This window comes from Stutzerimonas frequens (assembly GCF_024448335.1).
Lineage (GTDB): Bacteria > Pseudomonadota > Gammaproteobacteria > Pseudomonadales > Pseudomonadaceae > Stutzerimonas > Stutzerimonas frequens.
On sequence record NZ_JAMOHM010000009.1, the window covers coordinates 40,063 to 59,306 of the forward strand.

At 57.7% G+C, this 19,244-nt stretch carries 24 protein-coding genes; 12 read left to right on the forward strand and 12 right to left on the reverse strand.

Annotated features, from left to right (window positions below; translation table 11 throughout):
- Nucleotides 1-37: 37 nt before the first annotated feature.
- The 4 genes from NAO55_RS13530 to NAO55_RS13545 all read left to right on the forward strand — a co-directional run bounded on the left by NAO55_RS13530 (nt 38) and on the right by NAO55_RS13545 (nt 3,484).
- Nucleotides 38-1,855 (forward strand): penicillin-binding protein activator, encoded by a 1,818-nt coding sequence (locus NAO55_RS13530; protein ID WP_102840594.1) that lies wholly within the window; start codon nt 38-40, stop codon nt 1,853-1,855.
- The gene (locus NAO55_RS13535) at nt 1,852-2,214 is read left to right on the forward strand and encodes a YraN family protein (protein ID WP_063544487.1); all 363 of its coding nucleotides are present in this window, start codon (nt 1,852-1,854) and stop codon (nt 2,212-2,214) included. Before NAO55_RS13530 ends, NAO55_RS13535 begins: the two co-directional genes overlap by 4 nt.
- A gap of 101 nt (nt 2,215-2,315) precedes the next feature.
- Complete coding sequence (locus NAO55_RS13540; RefSeq protein WP_063544485.1) at nt 2,316-2,909, forward strand: phosphoheptose isomerase; 594 nt, start codon at nt 2,316-2,318, stop codon at nt 2,907-2,909.
- Nucleotides 2,906-3,484: a BON domain-containing protein gene (locus NAO55_RS13545; protein WP_063544483.1), complete on the forward strand. Its 579-nt coding sequence runs from the start codon at nt 2,906-2,908 to the stop codon at nt 3,482-3,484. The genes NAO55_RS13540 and NAO55_RS13545 overlap by 4 nt, the downstream gene beginning before the upstream one ends.
- 47 nt (nt 3,485-3,531) lie before the next feature.
- Here the strand turns inward: NAO55_RS13545 and NAO55_RS13550 are convergent, their stop codons facing one another.
- The 7 genes from NAO55_RS13550 to rplM all read right to left on the reverse strand — a co-directional run bounded on the left by NAO55_RS13550 (nt 3,532) and on the right by rplM (nt 8,331).
- The gene (locus NAO55_RS13550; protein WP_102840593.1) at nt 3,532-3,936 is read right to left on the reverse strand and encodes a ClpXP protease specificity-enhancing factor; all 405 of its coding nucleotides are present in this window, start codon (nt 3,934-3,936) and stop codon (nt 3,532-3,534) included.
- Between the two features lie 14 nt (nt 3,937-3,950).
- Nucleotides 3,951-4,568, reverse strand: a complete 618-nt coding sequence (locus NAO55_RS13555; protein ID WP_102840592.1) for a glutathione S-transferase N-terminal domain-containing protein — start codon at nt 4,566-4,568, stop codon at nt 3,951-3,953.
- A gap of 89 nt (nt 4,569-4,657) precedes the next feature.
- Nucleotides 4,658-5,437 carry a cytochrome c1 gene (locus tag NAO55_RS13560; protein ID WP_102840591.1) on the reverse strand — a complete coding sequence of 260 codons (780 nt, stop codon included), beginning with the start codon at nt 5,435-5,437 and terminating at the stop codon, nt 4,658-4,660.
- Nucleotides 5,437-6,648, reverse strand: a complete 1,212-nt coding sequence (locus tag NAO55_RS13565) for a cytochrome b (RefSeq protein ID WP_063544475.1) — start codon at nt 6,646-6,648, stop codon at nt 5,437-5,439. The genes NAO55_RS13560 and NAO55_RS13565 overlap by 1 nt, the downstream gene beginning before the upstream one ends.
- The gene (gene petA / locus NAO55_RS13570) at nt 6,648-7,241 is read right to left on the reverse strand and encodes a ubiquinol-cytochrome c reductase iron-sulfur subunit (protein WP_063544473.1); all 594 of its coding nucleotides are present in this window, start codon (nt 7,239-7,241) and stop codon (nt 6,648-6,650) included. Before petA ends, NAO55_RS13565 begins: the two co-directional genes overlap by 1 nt.
- A gap of 254 nt (nt 7,242-7,495) precedes the next feature.
- Complete coding sequence (rpsI, locus tag NAO55_RS13575; protein WP_013981948.1) at nt 7,496-7,888, reverse strand: 30S ribosomal protein S9; 393 nt, start codon at nt 7,886-7,888, stop codon at nt 7,496-7,498.
- A 14-nt stretch (nt 7,889-7,902) separates the two neighbouring features.
- Entirely contained in the window at nt 7,903-8,331 is a 429-nt protein-coding gene (rplM, locus tag NAO55_RS13580; RefSeq protein ID WP_063544471.1) for a 50S ribosomal protein L13, read from the reverse strand.
- Between the two features lie 439 nt (nt 8,332-8,770).
- Here rplM and NAO55_RS13585 point away from each other — a divergent pair, with 439 nt between their 5' ends.
- Complete coding sequence (locus NAO55_RS13585) at nt 8,771-9,808, forward strand: NADP(H)-dependent aldo-keto reductase (RefSeq protein ID WP_102840590.1); 1,038 nt, start codon at nt 8,771-8,773, stop codon at nt 9,806-9,808.
- A gap of 38 nt (nt 9,809-9,846) precedes the next feature.
- On the forward strand, nt 9,847-10,527 hold the full coding sequence (locus NAO55_RS13590) for an energy-coupling factor ABC transporter permease (RefSeq protein ID WP_102840589.1): 681 nt from the start codon (nt 9,847-9,849) through the stop codon (nt 10,525-10,527).
- A gap of 24 nt (nt 10,528-10,551) precedes the next feature.
- Here the strand turns inward: NAO55_RS13590 and yacG are convergent, their stop codons facing one another.
- The 5 genes from yacG to pilB all read right to left on the reverse strand — a co-directional run bounded on the left by yacG (nt 10,552) and on the right by pilB (nt 15,283).
- A complete protein-coding gene (gene yacG / locus NAO55_RS13595) occupies nt 10,552-10,749 on the reverse strand; it encodes a DNA gyrase inhibitor YacG (RefSeq protein WP_102840588.1) in 198 nt (65 codons plus the stop codon).
- A complete protein-coding gene (coaE, locus tag NAO55_RS13600; protein WP_102840587.1) occupies nt 10,746-11,354 on the reverse strand; it encodes a dephospho-CoA kinase in 609 nt (202 codons plus the stop codon). Before coaE ends, yacG begins: the two co-directional genes overlap by 4 nt.
- A 132-nt stretch (nt 11,355-11,486) precedes the next feature.
- Nucleotides 11,487-12,353 (reverse strand): prepilin peptidase, encoded by an 867-nt coding sequence (locus NAO55_RS13605; protein ID WP_102840586.1) that lies wholly within the window; start codon nt 12,351-12,353, stop codon nt 11,487-11,489.
- Nucleotides 12,354-12,356: 3 nt separating this feature from the next.
- Nucleotides 12,357-13,577 (reverse strand): type II secretion system F family protein, encoded by a 1,221-nt coding sequence (locus tag NAO55_RS13610; protein WP_063544459.1) that lies wholly within the window; start codon nt 13,575-13,577, stop codon nt 12,357-12,359.
- A gap of 2 nt (nt 13,578-13,579) precedes the next feature.
- Nucleotides 13,580-15,283 carry a type IV-A pilus assembly ATPase PilB gene (gene pilB, locus NAO55_RS13615; protein ID WP_102840585.1) on the reverse strand — a complete coding sequence of 568 codons (1,704 nt, stop codon included), beginning with the start codon at nt 15,281-15,283 and terminating at the stop codon, nt 13,580-13,582.
- A 371-nt stretch (nt 15,284-15,654) separates the two neighbouring features.
- Between pilB and NAO55_RS20915 the strand changes: the two genes are divergently transcribed.
- The 6 genes from NAO55_RS20915 to NAO55_RS13640 all read left to right on the forward strand — a co-directional run bounded on the left by NAO55_RS20915 (nt 15,655) and on the right by NAO55_RS13640 (nt 19,198).
- A complete protein-coding gene (locus tag NAO55_RS20915) occupies nt 15,655-15,840 on the forward strand; it encodes a type IV pilin protein (protein WP_054093589.1) in 186 nt (61 codons plus the stop codon).
- A gap of 15 nt (nt 15,841-15,855) precedes the next feature.
- Nucleotides 15,856-16,296 (forward strand): hypothetical protein, encoded by a 441-nt coding sequence (locus tag NAO55_RS13625; protein ID WP_146030732.1) that lies wholly within the window; start codon nt 15,856-15,858, stop codon nt 16,294-16,296.
- 34 nt (nt 16,297-16,330) lie between these two features.
- Nucleotides 16,331-16,594, forward strand: coding sequence for a type II secretion system protein (locus NAO55_RS20985; RefSeq protein ID WP_102840583.1), 264 nt, complete (start codon nt 16,331-16,333; stop codon nt 16,592-16,594).
- Nucleotides 16,595-16,656: 62 nt separating this feature from the next.
- A complete protein-coding gene (locus NAO55_RS13630; RefSeq protein WP_146030731.1) occupies nt 16,657-17,466 on the forward strand; it encodes an ABC transporter permease subunit in 810 nt (269 codons plus the stop codon).
- A 95-nt stretch (nt 17,467-17,561) separates the two neighbouring features.
- Nucleotides 17,562-18,305, forward strand: coding sequence for a hypothetical protein (locus tag NAO55_RS13635; RefSeq protein ID WP_232244584.1), 744 nt, complete (start codon nt 17,562-17,564; stop codon nt 18,303-18,305).
- Nucleotides 18,302-19,198, forward strand: a complete 897-nt coding sequence (locus NAO55_RS13640) for an ABC transporter ATP-binding protein (protein ID WP_102840582.1) — start codon at nt 18,302-18,304, stop codon at nt 19,196-19,198. The genes NAO55_RS13635 and NAO55_RS13640 overlap by 4 nt, the downstream gene beginning before the upstream one ends.
- Nucleotides 19,199-19,244 lie beyond the last annotated feature (46 nt).

A 19,244-nucleotide genomic window follows, 5' to 3' on the forward strand; every position in this document is an offset into this window, starting at 1 on the left:
GCCAACACCCGCCAGCGCACCCAGGAACGACATACCAATGGCCTGCTTACGCCCCTTTTTCTTCCTCTGTCTCGCCGCCGTCCTTGCGGCATGTTCGAGCACTCCCTCCTCCACGCTAGGCGAACTACCGCGCACTCCGCAGGCGACCACTCAGCAACTGCTGAGCAAAGCAGACCAGAGCGATCCCGAACTGGCTGCCCAACTGCGCCTGGCGGCGGCAGATCAGAGCCTGCGGCAGGGTAATGCCGCCCAGGCTCGCAGCATTCTTGAGCAGGTTCAGCTGGAAACCCTCAAGCCCGCGCTACAGATATTCGCCCTCACGCTTCAGGCAGAGCTTGCCTTGGCCGCCAGCGAGCCACAGAAGGCCGAGCAGGCTTTCCAACACCCCGCCTTCGAGCGCCTTGCCGAGCTTCCCGTCGAGCAGCAGGTGCGCAGCCAACTGGCACGCGCCCAGGCTCTGGAGGCTAACGGCAAGCCAATAGCAGCTGCTCGCGAGCGAGTCTTCACCGCACCACTGCTGAGCGGCAAGCAGGCCCAGGCGAACCATGAAACCATCTGGGAGCTGGTTTCCGCCCTGCCCGAGACTCAGCTACAGAGCGCTGCGAGCACCGACACCGACACCGACCTAGCAGGCTGGCAGACTCTCGCGTTATCGCTGAAGCGTGCCGGCACGGTCGCTCAACAACAGCGAGCAATCGACGACTGGGTTGCACAGAATCCGCAGCATCCGGCTGCACGACAGCTACCAGAGCCCTTGCAGAAACTGCGCGAACTGGCAGACCAGCCACTGACCCACGTGGCGCTACTGCTACCAATGGACGGCCAGCTGGCTAGCGTCGCCCGCGCGCTGCGCGATGGCTTCCTCGCGGCACACCTGCACGCCCAGCAGGCCGGCCAGGAACTGCGCATCGAGCTGTACGACAGCACCCGCATCAGCTCCGTCGACGACTTTTACCGTCAGGCTCAGGCAGCCGGGGTGCAACTTGTGGTCGGGCCCCTTGAGAAGGATCTGGTACGCCAACTCGCCGAACGAGACCAGCTACCGATCACCACGCTGGCACTCAACTACAGCGATGCCGGACAACAAACGCCGCCCCAGCTGTTCCAGTTCGGCCTCGCTGCGGAAGACGAAGCCCGCGAGGTGGCCCGACGCGCCTGGGCTGACGGACATCGCCGGGCTATCGCACTGGCACCGCGCGGCGAGTGGGGCAATCGCATCCTAGAGGCATTCCGCCACAGCTGGCAGGAGGCTGGAGGGACTCTGGTCGCGGCCGAACCACTGGCCGAGCCGGTCCAACTGGCCAATCAGATCGCCGACCTGCTGCAGCTGCGCAATAGCGAAGAGCGCGCACGCCGCGTAGAGGGCACACTGGATGCGTCGGCCGACAGCCGCCCCACCCGTCGCCAGGACGTAGACTTCATTTTCCTCGCGGCCACCCCGCAACAGGCGCAGCAGGTAAGGCCCACGCTGATCTTCCAGTACGCCGGCGACCTGCCGATCTATGCGACATCCCACCTGCATTCGGCCAGCCAGAACCGCACCCAGTATCTTGACCTCGAGGGCATTCGTTTTGCCGAAACACCCTGGCTGCTGGACGAGCAGCTGCCGTTACGCCAGGAGGTCGAGCAAAAGTGGCCGCAGGCAGGCGGTAGCCTGGGCAGGCTGTACGCCATGGGAGCCGATGCATATCTGCTTGCACCTCGGCTGAACCAACTATTGGCTCTACCCGATACGCAGCTCGACGGACTTTCCGGCGTGCTGCAACTGAATGGCGATCAACGCATAGAGCGGCAGTTACCGTGGGCCCAGTTTCGCGACGGCAAGGTCGAGCGCCTGGATAGCCAGCCACTATGAGCGACGCCCAGAGCAGCGGACGCTCTGCCGAAACACTCGCATTGCGGCACCTCTGCAACAGTGGGCTTCGCCTGCTCGCGCGCAATTGGTCCTGCCGCAGCGGCGAGCTTGATCTGGTCATGCTCGACGGCGATACAGTAGTATTTGTCGAGGTCCGCTACAGGCGGCATGCCGCCTGGGGTGGCGCCCTGGAAAGCGTCGACGCGCGCAAACAGCAGAAGTTGATCAAGACCGCCCAGCTGTTTCTGCAAAACGAAAGCCGCTGGGCCCGCAATCCCTGCCGTTTTGACGTGATCGCCATCGCACCAGCAGGCCAGACACAGGACCTGAACTGGATCCGTAACGCGTTTGATAGCTGAGCGGCAATAACGCAATTTCGCCACACCTAGCCGATCAGCTCCGAGAACCGCAAGCGCGTCGCCCGCAATCGCCGGGCACGCACACTGAAGGTCAACCACCGATGGACATGCAAACCCGAATCCGCCAGCTCTTCCAGGCCAGCATCGATACCAAGAAGCAGGCAATGGATGTGCTCGCACCCAGCATCGAGCAAGCCGGCCAAGTCATGGTCAACGCCCTGCTGAGCGAAGGCAAGATACTCACCTGCGGCAACGGCGGCTCGGCCGGCGATGCGCAACATTTTTCGTCCGAGCTACTGAACCGCTTCGAGCGTGAGCGCCCAAGCCTGCCGGCAATCGCACTCACGACCGACAGCTCGACGATTACCTCGATCGCCAACGATTACAGCTATAACGAAGTCTTTTCCAAGCAAATCCGCGCACTGGGGCAACCAGGCGACGTACTGCTCGCCATCTCCACCAGCGGCAATTCCGCCAACGTCATCCAGGCCATCCAGGCCGCCCATGACCGGGAGATGACCGTCGTTGCGCTAACCGGCCGAGACGGGGGCGGCATGGCCTCGCTGCTGTTGCCAGAGGACGTCGAAATTCGCGTGCCAGCCAAAGTCACGGCGCGCATCCAGGAAGTCCATCTGCTAGCTATCCATTGCCTCTGCGATCTGATCGACAATCAACTGTTCGGGAGTGAGGAATGAACCTGTTTCGCCTGTGCGCCATCACGCTAGGGCTGTGCCTGACCATCAGCGGTTGCAGCTCGGTGTTGACCGCCACCCGTGACGAGCCGATAGCCGACGACCGTGGCACCCGTACAATCGGCAGCAAGATCGACGACTCACTGATCGAAACCAAGGCCTCGGTAAACATCGCCAAGGCGCACCCGGATCTGGACCAGGCGTCCCACATCGTCGTCGCCAGCTACAATGGCGTGGTCTTGCTGGCAGGGCAAACCCCACGAGCAGAACTGAAGCAAATGGCCGAGCAGGCTGCCAGCCAGGTACAGCGGGTCAAGCGCGTTCACAACGAACTGCAGGTCCTGCAGCCCTCATCCGCACTGGCCCGCAGCAACGACTCATGGCTCACGACCAAGATCAAGGCGCAGATGCTTGCCGACAATAGCGTGCCCGGTTCCCGGATCAAGGTCATCACCGAGAACGGCATCGTTTACCTGCTTGGCCTGGTGACCCGCCAGGAAGGCAATCGCGCCACCAATCTTGTGCAAGGCGTCTCGGGCGTTCAGCGGATCGTCAAGCTGTTCGAATACATCGATTGATCAGCCTTACGCCCGGACGGCAAATGCCGACCGGGCTTCCCCATCGCTTATTTGACGACCTTCAAGCTAGGTCGCGGGCCAGGGCGAGGAGCGCCACCTTCGCCAGCAGCACCCTCCCCAGCGCCGCCACCATCAGGCGGGGTTGGCTCGATCTCGAAGACCATTCCCTGCCCGTTCTCCCTGGCGTAGATAGCCATCACCGCGGCAGACGGCACATTGAGCGAATGGGCCACGCCACCGAAGCGCCCTTCGAAGGTGATCACCTCGTTATCCATGTGCAGATGCCGCACGGCACTTGGCGCAACGTTCAGGACAATCTGTCCGTCGCTGGCGAATCCGGGGGGCACCCGAACCCCTGGATAATCGACGTTGACCAGAAGGTGGGGCGTACAGTCGTTGTCGACGATCCACTCATAGAGCGCTCTTACCAGATAGGGTCGGCTCGAATTCATGACGGCATCCTCTCTCAGCGCATGTTGCGCTCGGCGGCGGAAAGACTGGCCTGAAAGGCCTCGCGAGCAAAATTGCGCTCCATGTAATCGAGCAGCGGCTTGGCCGCTCGCGGCAAATCAACCCCGAGTCTGGGCAAACGCCAGAGGATAGGCAACAGGCAGCAGTCGACTAGGCTGAGCTCGTCGCTCATGAAGTAAGGCATTTCGGCAAAGACCGGAGAGACCCCCGTCAGGCTTTCACGCAGCTCCTTGCGAGCCTGCGCACGCTGCGACTCGGGTACACGGGCATCGAGAATGCGGTCGACCAGACTGCACCAGTCTCGCTGGATGCGATGCACCAGCAATCGGGTATTGGCTCTGGCGACGGGATAAACCGGCAGCAGCGGCGGATGCGGATAACGCTCCTCCAGATACTCCAGGATGACCCCCGGCTCATACAGAGCGAGATCCCGGTCGACGAGGGTCGGGACACTGGCGTAGGGATTCACCTCAACCAGCTTTTCAGGACACTGACCGGGCTTGACGTCAAGAATCTCAACGCCGACACCCTTTTCGGCAAGTACGAGACGAACTCGGTGGCAGTAATGGTCGGCGGGATCGGAGTAGCAGCTCAACCGGTTGGTTGCAGCCATAGGTCCTTCCTCACTCAATTATCTGGAGGCAGAAAAAACACGCGCGCCCATAGGGCGCGCGCAGGATACAGCGATGGCAGCAAAGCTGCTTAGTGAATGTCTTTCCAGTACTCGCGCTTGAGCAGGTAGGCAAACACGAAGAACACCGCCAGGAACAACAGTACGTAGGTACCGATGCGCTGGCTCTCCAGCTTGACCGGATTGGCCGAATAGGCCAGGAAGGTCACCAGGTTCTTGATCTTCTCGTCGTACTCAGCCTCGGTAAGCGAACCGGTACCAGGCTCTACAACCATCTGATCACAAGCTTCTTCGGTAATCGGCGTACCAGTCAGGGGGTCGAACTGCTTGCGACCATCCTCGACAACCTGCACCTGCTTGCAGCCCACTACACGACGCCCTTGTAGCGGAGCCAGCACGTGCGGCATACCCACGTTGGGGAACACCGTGTTGTTGACGCCATAAGGCCGCGCCGGATCTTCATAGAAGCTGCGCATGTAGGAGTACAGCCAGTCGTTGCCACGCACACGAGCCACCAGGGTCAGGTCCGGCGGAGCAGCACCAAACCAGACCTTGGCATCTTCAGGCTTCATGCCGATCTTCATGTGATCGCCAAACTTGGCATCGGTGAAGACGATGTTCTCCATCATCACTTCTTCTGGGATGCCAAGATCGGTGGCCACACGCTCATAGCGTTGATACTGGGCGCTGTGACAGCCCATGCAGTAGTTTGCGAATGTCTTCAAACCATCTTGCATGGCAGCCTTGTCGGTCAGGTCTATTTCGACCTTGTCCAGATGAACCGACGGGCCCGCCGCGAAGGTGAAGGCCGGCAGAATTGCAAGAATCAATGCAGCAAATTGCTTTTTCATCAGCCATCCACCCTTTGCGGAACCACTTTGGTCTTCTCGAGCTTGGTGTAGAACGGCATCAGGATGAAGTATCCAAAGTAGATAGCAGTACAGATCCGCGACACCAGAGTACGCTCAGGCGTCGGAGCGAGAACGCCCAGCACACCGAGAATGATGAAGGAGATGCAGAACGCCAGCAGCGCGATCTTGCTCATCCAGCCCTTGTACTTCATGGACTTGACCGGACTACGGTCGAGCCAAGGCAGAACGAACAGAACAGCGATGGCCGCGCCCATGGCGATGACACCGAGCAGCTTGTCCGGTACCGCGCGCAGAATCGCGTAGAAGGGCGTGAAATACCAAACTGGCGCGATGTGTTCCGGAGTCTTGAACGCATTGGCCACTTCGAAGTTCGGCTTCTCCAGGAAGTAACCGCCCATCTCCGGGAAGAAGAACACGACAGCGCAGAAGACGAACAGGAACACCACCACACCAACGATGTCTTTCACGGTGTAGTACGGGTGGAACGGAATACCGTCCAGCGGCACTCCAGCCTCGTCCTTGGTCTTCTTGATGTCCACGCCCATCGGGTTGTTCGAACCGACTTCGTGCAACGCCAGAATGTGCAACACCACCAGGCCCAGAATCACGATTGGCAGGGCGATCACATGCAAGGCGAAGAAGCGGTTCAGCGTGATACCGGAGATCAGGTAATCACCGCGGATCCACTGAGTCAGATCGTCGCCGATGACCGGAATGGCACCGAACAGCGAAATGATCACCTGGGCGCCCCAGTAGGACATCTGACCCCACGGCAGCAGATAGCCCATGAAGGCCTCAGCCATCAGCGCCAGGTAGATCATCATGCCGAAGATCCATACCAGCTCGCGCGGCTTCTGGTAGGAACCATAGAGCAGACCACGGAACATGTGCAGATAGACCACGACGAAGAACGCCGAAGCACCGGTCGAATGCAGGTAGCGGATGATCCAGCCGTACTCGACATCACGCATGATGTATTCGACGGAGGCAAAGGCGCCCTCGGCCGACGGCTCGAAGCTCATGGTCAGCCAGATACCAGTCAGGATCTGATTGACCAGCACCAGCAGCGCCAGCGAACCGAAGAAGTACAAGACGTTGAAGTTCTTGGGGGCGTAGTACTTAGAAAGATGGTCTTCCCACATCTTGGTGGCGGGGAAGCGGGCGTCAACCCATTCCATGAACTTGCTCATCAGGCGTTCTCCTGGTCCACACCGATGATGATCACATTATCGGTCTCGTACGAGTGCGGGGGCACCGGCAGGTTCAAGGGAGCTGGCTGCGCCTTATAGACGCGCCCGGCCATATCGTACTTCGAGCCGTGACAAGGGCAGAAATAACCGCCCAACCAATCAGCACCGAGATCGGCTGCAGCCACCTCGGGGCGGAAAGACGGTGCACAACCCAGGTGGGTACAAAGCCCCACAACAACCAGAAGCTCCGGCTTGATGGCGCGGTTCTTCGGATCAACGTATGCGGGCTGATCAGAAGCCTTGGACTCGGGATCGGCCACCTGTGGGGCAACCTTTTCCAGATTCGCAAGAATCTCCTCGGTTCGACGCACGATAAATACCGGCTGACCGCGCCACTCGGCGACCATCTGCTGCCCCGGCTCGATCTTGCTGATATTTACCCTTACCGGCGCACCGGCAGCCTTGGCCTTGGCACTAGGGAACCACGATCCCACGAACGGGACCGCAGCACCTACCGCTCCTGCAGCACCCACCACCGAAGTGGCGGCCACAAGGAAGCGACGCCGGCCTGCATTCACGCCGTCATTGCTCATTCAGTCGTCTCCCATCAGCTTCTTATGGCCTGCTCAGGAGCAGGCATGTACCACGTAAAATTGGGCCGCGAAAAATTCGCCAAATGGTAAAGAAAAGGCCTCCTTATGACAAGGTAATAGCCTGTCACAATGCCTCTGCAACGCAGCCAAATCAGGGCTTTCGGCGCGCGACACGCTGTCGCACCAGTAGTAGGAAGGCAAAAAAAACGCCCAGCTCCTGAAGGAGACTGGGCGCTTCTTTTGAACAGCGCGAATTAGCGCTTGGAGTACTGCGGACGCTTGCGCGCTTTGCGCAGACCGACCTTCTTACGCTCCACCTCACGGGCATCGCGAGTAACGAAGCCAGCCTTGCGCAGCGGGCTGCGGAGACTTTCGTCGTAAGAGATCAGAGCACGGGTGATACCGTGACGGATGGCGCCAGCCTGACCACTTACACCACCGCCAAGCACGGTGACATAGATATCGAACTTCTCGACAGTCTCGGTCAGCTCCAGCGGCTGACGAACAACCATGCGCGCAGTTTCGCGACCAAAGAAGTTGTCCAGCTCACGGTTGTTGATGGAGATCTTGCCAGTACCCGGGCGCAGGAAAACGCGCGCGGTTGCAGTCTTGCGACGGCCAGTGCCGTAATTTTGAGTCGCCGACATAATGAACTATTCCGTTAAATCTTCAGTTCTTGGGGCTGCTGAGCGGTATGCGGGTGGTTAGCACCCTTGTAAACCTTCAGCTTACGATACATGTCGCGACCCAGCGGATTCTTCGGCAGCATGCCTTTTACCGCAGTCTCGATCACACGCTCAGGCGCCCTAGCGATCAGCTTCTCGAAGTTGATCGACTTGATGCCACCCGGGAAACCGGAGTGAGAGTAGTACATCTTGTCGGTGGTCTTGGCACCAGTGACACGCACTTGCTCAGCATTGATAACGACGATGTAATCGCCAGTATCGACGTGAGGGGTGTATTCCGCCTTGTGCTTGCCGCGCAGACGGCTAGCGATTTCGGTTGCCAGACGACCCAGGGTCTGGCCGGCAGCGTCGACGACGAACCAGTCGCGCTTGACGGTTTCCGGTTTAGCAGTAAATGTCTTCATTCGTTATAGCCTCAGGGGCCGCCCTGAAAATAAGACGGCGAATCTTACTGAATGGTGCTCGCCCTGGCAAGGCCAAGGCAGCCGGAAACAGACGCTGTCGGGGGCTCGGGTCAGCGCGTCCGCCACGGCAATGGTTCGGTGGGCTAGGCATCCCCCACCTCGGTGTTGCGTCGACAGGCTAGGCATCCCCGGCGACAGGCTGCGGAATTATCCTGATAACCGGAAAAATAGCAACCGACTTTTACCTTGAGCACCGCCGCCTGCTCGCAGGGGTCCACTTTTCTAGGGCCAAGGCCAGGCGCTACGCCGAGGGACCTGCCAAGCTCGCCTGGAGCAGCTCAGCCCTTGATATGACGTCACTGTCGCTGGCACAACTTACGCAACACCGCGCGATCTCCGATAAGCTTCCGAAACGAGCACGATCCTCACGAGGCAACCCATGCAGCGACGCCCACTTGGCCGCACTGACTTGAAGGTGAGCTCGCTCTGCCTAGGCACCATGACCTGGGGAGAGCAGAATACCGAGGCCGATGCCCATGCACAGCTCGACCGGGCACAGGCGGCCGGAATCAACTTTCTGGACACCGCCGAAATGTATCCGGTGCCGCCACGACCCGATACCAGTGGACGCACCGAGTGCTATATCGGCAACTACTTCAGGAATCGGGGAAACCGGGCCGACTGGATCATCGCCAGCAAGATCGCCGGCCCGGGAAACGGCATCAGCCACATCCGTGACGGCCACCTGAAATTCAATCGCGATCATATCCGCACCGCGCTGGACAACAGCTTACGCCGGCTTCGGACAGACTGGATCGACCTGTACCAACTGCATTGGCCGGAGCGCAACACCAACTTTTTCGGCCAGCTGGGTTACCAGCATCAAGAGTCAGACTTCACACCGCTCGAAGAAGTACTGGACGCGCTTGACCAGGAAGTGAAAGCAGGCAGGATTCGCCACGTAGGGCTGTCCAACGAAACCCCGTGGGGAGCGATGAAATACTTGCAAGTGGCCGAGGCGCGCGGCTTGCCTCGCGCAGTTTCGATTCAAAACCCTTACAACCTGCTGAACCGCAGCTATGAGATAGGGCTGGCAGAGATCAGCATTCGCGAGCACTGTGGCCTGCTTGCCTACTCCCCCCTCGCTTTCGGCATGCTGAGCGGCAAGTACGAACATGGTGCTCAACCAGCAGATGCACGCATCACCCGCTTTCAGCGCTTTGCCCGCTACAGCAATCCTCAAGCCCGAACCGCCTGCTCGAAATATGTCGCATTGGCGCGCGAGTATGGACTGGATCCAGCCCAGATGGCGCTCGCCTTCGTTACGGCGCAACCTTTCGTAACCAGCAACATCATCGGCGCGACTTCGCTCGAGCAGCTCGACTCAAACCTTCGCAGCTCGACGATCCGGCTACCGGACGAAGTGATAGAGCACATCGAAGCCATCCATGTCGAACAACCCAATCCAGCCCCCTGAACCGCAGCGGACTCGATACGAAGCAAAGGATCACCTGGATGATTGCCGCCCACCTGCTCGCCCCATCAAGCCTGCTCACCGGCTGGCTGATCTATGCATGCGCCCTCCTCTGGGCTGCATGGCGCGCACCTTGGGTCGAATTGTTTAGCGACACACGCCGGCAGCACCTGCTGTTCGGCGCAATGCTCGCCATATTTCTACTCTGGTTGGTTCGGCGCGATTTCGATTCCGGGCTTTCATTTCATTTCATAGGCCTGACCGCCGTAACCCTGCTGCTGGATTGGCCACTGGCAATCATCGCCGCCTTGGCCGCACAGCTTGGCCTTGCGCTTACCGGACACCAACACCTTGCCGCGCTAGGAATCAACGGCGTGCTGCTGGTGCTGATCCCGGTAGCGGTAACCGTGATATGCGCACGGCTGGTCGAGCGGGCGCAGCCGCGCAATCTTTTCGTTTACATCTTCTTCGCAGGGTTCTTCCCGGCCGCGCTAGCAGCGCTGGCATGCATCCTGGCCTCGCTAGGCATACTTCTGCTCGACGGTCGCTTCCCGATGCCGCCCTGGCTGGAAGACTTTGCCGGCTACATCTGGCTGGTGATGTTCCCCGAGGCCTTTATCAATGGCACGGCCGTGACTGCACTTGTCGTCTTCTATCCCGACTGGCTGGAAAGCTTCAACCAGAGCCGCTACCTGCAGGCGCCCTGGAAGGATGAGAAGTAACGAGGAGTACGCCCTGCAGCAAGGTCAATGCTGGCGCCCGGGCAGATCGCCCGAGAACAGCTCATCTTCCAGTTCATTACCCGCAATGGCATGCTCCTCCGAAGCCCAAGCCCCCAGATCGATTAGCTTGCAACGCTCGGAGCAGAAGGGCCTATAGGGACTCTGCTCACCCCACTCCACCGGCGCCTTGCAGGTAGGACACTCAACCACGGTCGCAGTCATTCCCGACCTCCTCTCAACTGCAGATAAAAATGATGCAGGCGCTCAACCTCGGAGCGGAGCCAGCTAAGATCACGATCATTCACCAGCACGTCATCAGCGTGCCGCAAACGCTCTTCACGCGCAGCCTGCACTTTCAGGATGGCACGCACCTGCTCTTCGCTTGCCTGATCACGTGCGACGGTACGCGCGATCTGCAGCACTTCCGGCACATCCACGACCAATACGCGATCAACGGTGCGGTACTGCCCTGACTCAATCAGCAGAGGCGAAACCATGATGGCATAGGGTGAATCTGCCCGAGCGAGGTGGTCGGCTATCTCGCTGCGTATCAACGGGTGCAGAAGCCGCTCAAGCCACTGCCGCTCTGCCGGATCGGCAAATATCCGCTCACGCAACGCGGCGCGATTCAACTCACCGGTGGGTAACAGAACGACGTCGCCGAAGTGCTGGGCGATTTGCAGCAAAGCCGGCCGCCCAGGCTCAACGACCCAGCGCGCGGCCTGATCGGCATCGACCATATGCACACCGAGACTGGCAAACTGCTCGGCCACCGCGCTCTTGCCGCTGCCGATACCACCAGTCAATCCGAGAATCCAAGGCTTCATCGTCAGTTATACCCGAGCGAGAACAGGACGCGCAGTAGTAACCACTCGATGGCTGAAGTGCAAGCCTTGAACAGATGCGCATGCTGCGGCAAGCGGCGGGCGATCCCGCCACCCACAAACCGCGGCGTCAAATCAGAAGCGGGCGAATTGCAGATAGCTCTCGGTGATCCTTTCACCCCAGAGAAGCGCGATCCACCCAGCGATCGCCAGATAAGGGCCAAAGGGAATGGGCGTGCCGCTTTCTGCACGCTGAACCTTCAAAAGAATGGAACCTAGCACCGCTCCGACCACTGACGACAACAGGATGGTAAGCGGCAACACCTGCCAGCCACCCCAGGCCCCAAGCATCGCCAACAGCTTGAAGTCGCCGTAGCCCATGCCCTCTTTGCCGGTGGCGAGCTTGAAAAGCCAGTACACCGACCAAAGACTCAGATAGCCCGCCACCGCCCCCCACACAGCGCTTTCCAGGGAGGTGAACAAGCCGAAGTGGTTAACGATCAACCCCAGCCACAACAAGGGTAGTACGAGCGAGTCAGGCAACAACTGATGATCGACATCAATCATGCTCATCGCCAGCAGGCCCCAGGTCAGCAGCAGCATCATGGCGGCCTGCCAGGAAAAGCCGAAATGCCACGCCACATACCCGGAGAGCACACCGCATGCCAGCTCCACCAACGGGTAACGACAACTGATCGGCGCCTGGCAGGAGGAACACTTGCCACGCAACAACAGCCAACTGATCAGCGGAACGTTTTCCCATGCGCGGATTCGATGAGCGCAATGCGGACAGCGCGAATTCGGTAGCAACAGGTTGAATCGTTCGCCGACCGGTTCGCATGGCAGCTCAAGAAATTCTCTCGCCTGCACCCGCCATTCGCGCTGCATCATCACCGGCAACCGGTAGATGAGGACGTTAAGGAAACTGCCAACCAGCAGGCCGAGCACAGCTGCAGACAAAACAAAGGCCAGCACATGGCTGGCCATCAGTTCGTAGATCATTACTTATCCGACCACACTACCCAACTGGAAGATCGGCAGATACATCGCGATGATCAAGCCACCGACCAGAACCCCGAGCACGGCCATGATCAGCGGTTCCATCAGGGTCGTCAGGTTATCCACCATGTTATCGACCTCCGCCTCATAGAAACTGGCCAGTTTGTCGAGCATCTCGTCCAACGCACCGGACTCCTCGCCGATAGCGGTCATTTGAATAGCCATGGTGGGAAAAATGCCGGTCGTGCGCATGGAGAAATTGAGCTGCACACCAGACGATACGTCCGTACGGATCTTCGCTACTGCATTGCGGAACACGACGTTGCCCGTGGCACCTGCCACTGAGTCCAACGCATCAACCAAGGGCACACCAGCCGCGAATGTCGTGGACAATGTGCGAGCATATCGCGCAACTACGGACTTGTAGAGAATGTCACCAACGATCGGCAGCTTGAGCAAAAGGCGATCAAGAGAGTCACGAAACTTTTCCGACCGTTTATATGCATGCTTGAACAAAAAGGCGGCAATGAACAACGCAAAGAATACGATGTACCACCACTCCTGCAGCCAACGTGACAACTGCACCACCATCATGGTAAACGCTGGAAGTTCCGCGCCGAAGCCTTGGAATACGCTCTCGAACTGCGGAACTACCTTAATCAAGAGAATCGCCGATACGATGATTGCCACCACGATAACCGCAATCGGATAGGTCATCGCCTTCTTGATCTTGGCCTTCAGCGCCTCGGTTTTTTCCTTGTAGGTTGCAACACGGTCCAGCAGCGTTTCGAGCGCACCGGACTGCTCTCCAGACTCGACCAAATTGCAATACAGGTCATCGAAATATTGCGGCTTCTTACGCAGCGAGCCAGCAAAGCTGTTGCCTGCCGCCACTTCTTGCTTGATCTCATCGACCAGCTTGCGCATGTTTGGGTTATCGAAGCCCTCGCCAATGATGTCGAACGATTGCAGCAGCGGCACGCCCGCCTTCATCATGGTGGCCATCTGCCGAGTGAACAGTGCGATGTCCATCGGCTTGATTTTCTTGCCCGCCCCGAACAAGGAAACGGCCTTCTTGCGAACCTTCAGCGGATTGATACCCTGCTTGCGGAGCTGCGCCTTGATCAGTGCCGGGCTCTGGCCTGCCAGCTCCCCCTTGACCTTGCCACCTTTTCTGTCGGTGCCTTCCCAGGTGAACACACTGGTTTTCAACGCTTTTTCCGCCATGGTTAATCCTTGGTCACGCGGTTGACTTCTTCCAGGCTGGTGACGCCGTTCATGGCCTTGACCAGACCCGAAGTGCGCAGGTCATTGAACCCATCTTTACGCGCCTGCAAGGCGATATCGATGGAATTGCCTTCTTCCATGATAAGCCGCTGCAGGGCCGGCGTGATTTTAACCACTTCATAAATACCGACACGCCCCTTGTAGCCTCCCTTGCAGCTATCGCACCCCACCGGCCCGTAAAGCTTGAAGGAACCGATTCGCGCTTCAGGAAATCCTTCGCTGAGCAGAACATCTCGCGGCACATCGACCTCTTGTTTGCAGCTGGGGCACAGCTTACGAGCCAGCCGCTGAGCAATGATCAGGTTGACTGATGTGGCAATGTTGAATGCCGGCACCCCCATGTTGCGCAAGCGCGTAAGCGTTTCCGCAGCACTATTGGTATGCAGAGTCGACATCACCATGTGCCCGGTCTGCGCTGCCTTGATGGCAATCTCGGCGGTTTCGAGATCTCGAATCTCACCCACCATGATGATGTCCGGATCCTGGCGCAGGAACGCTCGAAGCGCCTGCGCAAAGTCCATGCCCTGCTTCGGATTTACGTTGACCTGATTGATACCTTCCAAATTGATCTCTACCGGATCCTCCGCAGTGGAGATATTCACATCGACCGTATTGAGAATATTCAGGCCGGTATAAAGCGAGACAGTCTTGCCCGAGCCTGTCGGGCCGGTAACCAGAATCATCCCTTGCGGCTGCTTCAGCGCGCTTAGATAGAGCTCCTTCTGGTCATCCTCATACCCCAGCGCATCAATACCCATCTTGGCACTGGAAGAATCCAAGATTCGCATAACAATCTTCTCGCCCCACAGGGTGGGTAGCGTATTCACGCGAAAATCGATCGACTTGGTGCTCGAGACCTTCATCTTGATCCGCCCGTCCTGCGGCTTGCGCCGCTCGGCGATATCCAGACTGGCCATTACTTTCAGACGCGCTGAGATACGGCTGACCAACTGGACCGGCGGGCGGGCAACCTCGTGCAACATGCCGTCCGTACGAAAGCGCACCCGATAGCTCTTTTCATATGGCTCGAAGTGCAAATCGGACGAACCACCCTTGATCGCATCGAGCAGCATCTTGTTAACAAACCGCACCACTGGCGCATCATCGGCTTCGTTATGCGCCGCATCGTCCTCCTTGGCGTCACCGGCCACTTCGATATCCAAGCCATCCAACTCGGAATCGTTCAATCCTTCGAGGGACGAGGTCGCCGACTCGAAGAACTTTTCGATGGCCTCACCGAGCTTGTCGTCCTCAACCAGCACAGCCTCAACGGAAAGCCCCGTATTGAACTGAATATCACTGATCGCCTGATGATTGGTTGGATCGGACACCGCCACATAAAGCTTGTTGCCTCGTCGCTGCAACGGCAGAGCTCGGTGCTGGCGCACCAGCTTCTCGCTGACCAGTTCCTTCGGCTGGGTTTCTTTGTCCAGCGCCCCCAGATCAAAGAACGGAACACCAAACTGCTCACCGGCGATATCGACAAGCACCCGACTTTTGACCAGCTTGTTCTGCACCAACCAAGTCACCAAAGGCACTTGGTTACGCAAGGCTTGCTGCTGGGCCTGCTGTGCGATTTTTTCGTCGAGCTGGCCGGTAAGAACCAGCTGGCGGGCCAGACCGCCGAGGGGCGCATTTTCGTTCATCGGGTGAGTTCTGTCGTAGGCGGAAGGACCGCCGCCTTATAACGCAGTTTCCGCACCAAGCCAAACCGGGACGAACGAGGTGGCATTTTTTGTCACATGAGGACGGAAAGGGCACTAGCCCCTCGGCGCAAACCAATCCACCCGAATGACCTGGGTTATATAAAAAGGGAAAACCTTTAAAGCACAGCCCAAAATCGCTCCACGCCACACAGCGTCAGGCCTCGACTACCAATGGAGCTTTCGAAAGGACCAATAATAAGGTGAGCCATATCACAACCCACAGCACAGCGCAGGTCTACCCTCATCAGCTGGCACAAAAGGTGCTGCTACCTCACCAGGTCCAACGACCTCACCAACAAAGGAGCTTTTCCATGAAGTCCATCAAAAAGCAAAAAGGTTTCACGCTGATCGAACTCATGATCGTGGTAGCGATCATCGGTATTCTAGCCGCTATCGCCATCCCACAATTCAACGAATATCGTGCCAAATCGAACGATACTGTCGCCACAGCTGACGCTAAAAACTCGATCAGCGTACTGGCAGCTGCCCAGCTTTAATTTGGAGCCTAAGAAATGAAAAAAATTCTGACCTGCTTGGCCCTAGCATCCACTCTTTTTGCCGCAAATAGTTACGCTGCAGAGATCAAATCCGGGACCCCAATTACTGCAGACGCTGCCGGGTGCGAACTCCTAGCCCAAGACGTAACCATCAATCTTTCCAGCAATGTTTTTGGCGCTTACTCATGCCAAAAAGCCAACAATGTAATCAAGGTAGCCACCTGCCATAAAGCAGGCAGCCGAAAGATAGAAACTATAAAATGCGCCGTCGTAGACAAAGACGAAGACGGAAATTCTGTATGGAACGACTCGAGCTGTAAAGACACCGATAGCACTTTCGAGTCTCAAAACTTTGGCAAGGCGGCATTCGCAACAACCGGCGGTGGCAGTGTCGCCGCAAAAAGCCTCGCAGCCTACTGCGATAGTGCAAGCCCTCTCGAAGCTGCGGTAAAGTAACTCGTATAGCTGCAAGAGCTTAAGGAACATTCCTATGGCTGCCTTTCGCTCTTCTTTAAGCGCACGACCGGAAAAGGGGGCTTACCCCTTTTCCCGTCAAATACATAAAACACATAGAACTTCTTATACACCGGGATTCACCTTAATAGAAACACTCATTGTCACAGGCATACTTTCCCTTCTCTTAAGCATCGCCATTCCAAAATACTATGACTTCAAAATCAGAGCCAATGATGCAACGGCGCTCGCGGATGCACGAAATGCGATAAACTTAATAGCATCCAGCAAAGGCAGATAGTTTGTTTTCTTATCTAGCTAAATTCCCTCCGACGGCATATTTGTCTTAACCCGAAAAAGCTAATGCAAATATTCTCTATCGCCCTAACGGGTCTCCGCCTCGCTTTTCGCTCCCACGTTATTTTGCTGGCAGCCTGTTGCTTGCTGATACTGGCCTTATCCGTGCTACTCTCCGCGCAATTCAGCGGCCGACAACCCTCCACAGTTGCAATGGATATTGGGCTATCGGTAATTCGCTTGCTGTTGCCATTAGCGCTCGCGCTGATCACTCAAGAGCTTCTTTCAAAAGAGTTTGAACGTCGCTATTTTCTCAACACCCTTTCTTACCCACACACACGGCACAAAATTTTGTTAGGTCGCTTACTCGCAGCAGCCCTACTTCTCCTCGTACTTCTGCTGGTGCTTGCCGGGACGCTGGCATTGTTGACCTGGCTAATCGAAAAAAGCTACTCGCAAGGCACGCCGGTTTTGCTAGGCGCCCCCTTTATAATAACTATCGGCTTTATTGGCCTTGACCTGCTAGTACTAACGGCCGTCGCAGCGCTGCTTGCTGTAGTTGCAACCACGTCAAGTTTCGTTTTGATTGGCACCTTCGGTTTCACACTCGTAGCCCGCTCGTTCGGCACAATCTTAGAACTTCTGACCCGTAATTCCGCTGTAGTAAGCGATGCCGAAAACTATCGCTCCAGCCTCGGCCTCCTTAGCTATCTGTTGCCGGATTTGAGCGTACTTGATGTGCGCATGATTGCGCTCTACGGTAGAATGGAATTCCTGCCAGCAGATTGGCCGTGGCTTGTGCTGGCGAACCTAACCTACACAGCTGGTTTTTTAGGTATCGCGGTTTGGGCCCTGCAACGCAAGCGTTTTTCATAATTATGTGCACGCGTCTCGCTCTACCGTTCGCCCTGCTGTGTTTTGTTCTTTTCGCTGCTATCGTCGCATGGCGCGCCCAGCAGCCGGTGCGGTTGATGTCACATGCCGTCGCCGATCGCGTAGTAATTCCCGCACCGCTGCTGGTCGCGCTGAGCGGCGGCGATCGCTACCTCGCCGCCGACTTGGAAACGATGCGTCTATCCGCCACAGGCATGGATGATCGTGGCGTGGACACCGATTACTTGGTTCGCGCCCAGCGCGAGGTGGCGCGTCTCAACCCCTGCCATGAAGACAATTACTATCTGGCCAACGGCCTCCTCACTTGGGGCGGCGCTGTGCAGCAGGGTAATGCGGTGCTGCGCGCGGCCGTCAAATGCCGATTCTGGGATGAATTCCCGCCGTTCTTTTATGGCATCAATCTCTCTTTTTTCCAGCACGACAATGAAGAGGCCGCGCGAGTGCTGGAGATTGGCGCCCAACGCTCGACACAGAACGCCGCCGCTATGCGGAAACTGGCGGTAATGCTGCGCGCCGAACAATTTGCCGACGAACGCTTGGCTTTGAATTACCTTGTCCAGCAGCGCGACAGCGCTACCGATCCGAAATTGCGCGACATGCTGGACAAGCGCGTCATCCGTTTGCAGGGTTTGATCTATCTACGCGAGGCGCAACGCCGATATGAGGCCGAGCAAGGCCCTCTGACCGACCTGCAGCAGTTGATCAGCCAGGGCATTATCACCGATCTGCCCATCGACCCTTTGCGACTCGGCTACGAGGTGCGCAATGGTCGCATCGAGTTGAAGAAACTGAAGATTGCCGGACTGGAGGAACAGCCTTGAGCGCTGCCGTTGAGTTTAAGGGTGTCAGCCATACCTTCAGGACGAAAGGCAAACAGGTACAGGCCGTTCGCGACGTGAGCTTTAGCTTGTGCGAAGGCGAAGTGTTCGGTTTTGTGGGCCCCAATGGTGCAGGCAAATCCACCACGATCAAGATCATGCTGGACATCATCAACGACTATCAGGGCCAGGTGAGGCTGTACGGGATCGACGCTCATCGTGCTGAAGCACGTCAGGGCTTGGCGTACGTACCCGAAGCACCAGCCCTGTACGATCAGTTCACCCCATTGGAAATTCTGCGCATGGGCTTGTCCATGTACGGCATCAAGCGCAGTGACGCCGATGCCTGGTGCATCCAATGGCTCGAGCGATTCTCCATTGCAGAGTACGCGAAGCGACGGATTCGCCAGCTCTCCAAAGGCAACGTACAGCGGACTGCCCTGGCCCACGCGATGGCTGTGGAGCCGCGACTGTTGATTCTCGACGAGCCACTGTCGGGATTGGATCCCGTGGGTCGCAAAGATGTGGTCGACATTCTCAACGAGTACAAAAAACAGGGCGGCGCGATTTTCTTTACGTCGCATGTACTGCACGACGTCGAGCGAATCGCTGATCGCTTCGGTTTCATAAATAAAGGCCAGTTACTGACGGTCCGCTCTCCTCGAGAGCTTGCTGCGGAGCGGGCTGGTCATTTCATCATCCGGTATCAAGCTGACCTCCCGCTCACTGCAGGCTGTACCGTTTTGCGCCCCGGGGAGTACGAATGCGAGATGGAGCAGTCCAGGCTGCCTGAATTTATCGCTCAGCTGAATAACACCAGCGGGCATTTGCTCGCCCTTCAGCCGGCCGTCTCCTTGGAAACGGTATTCTTCCGAATTCTCGAAGACGCTAACTAACCGCTCTGCAGCAAGCAGGTTTCTCTCGAACAAAAAGCCCCGCATC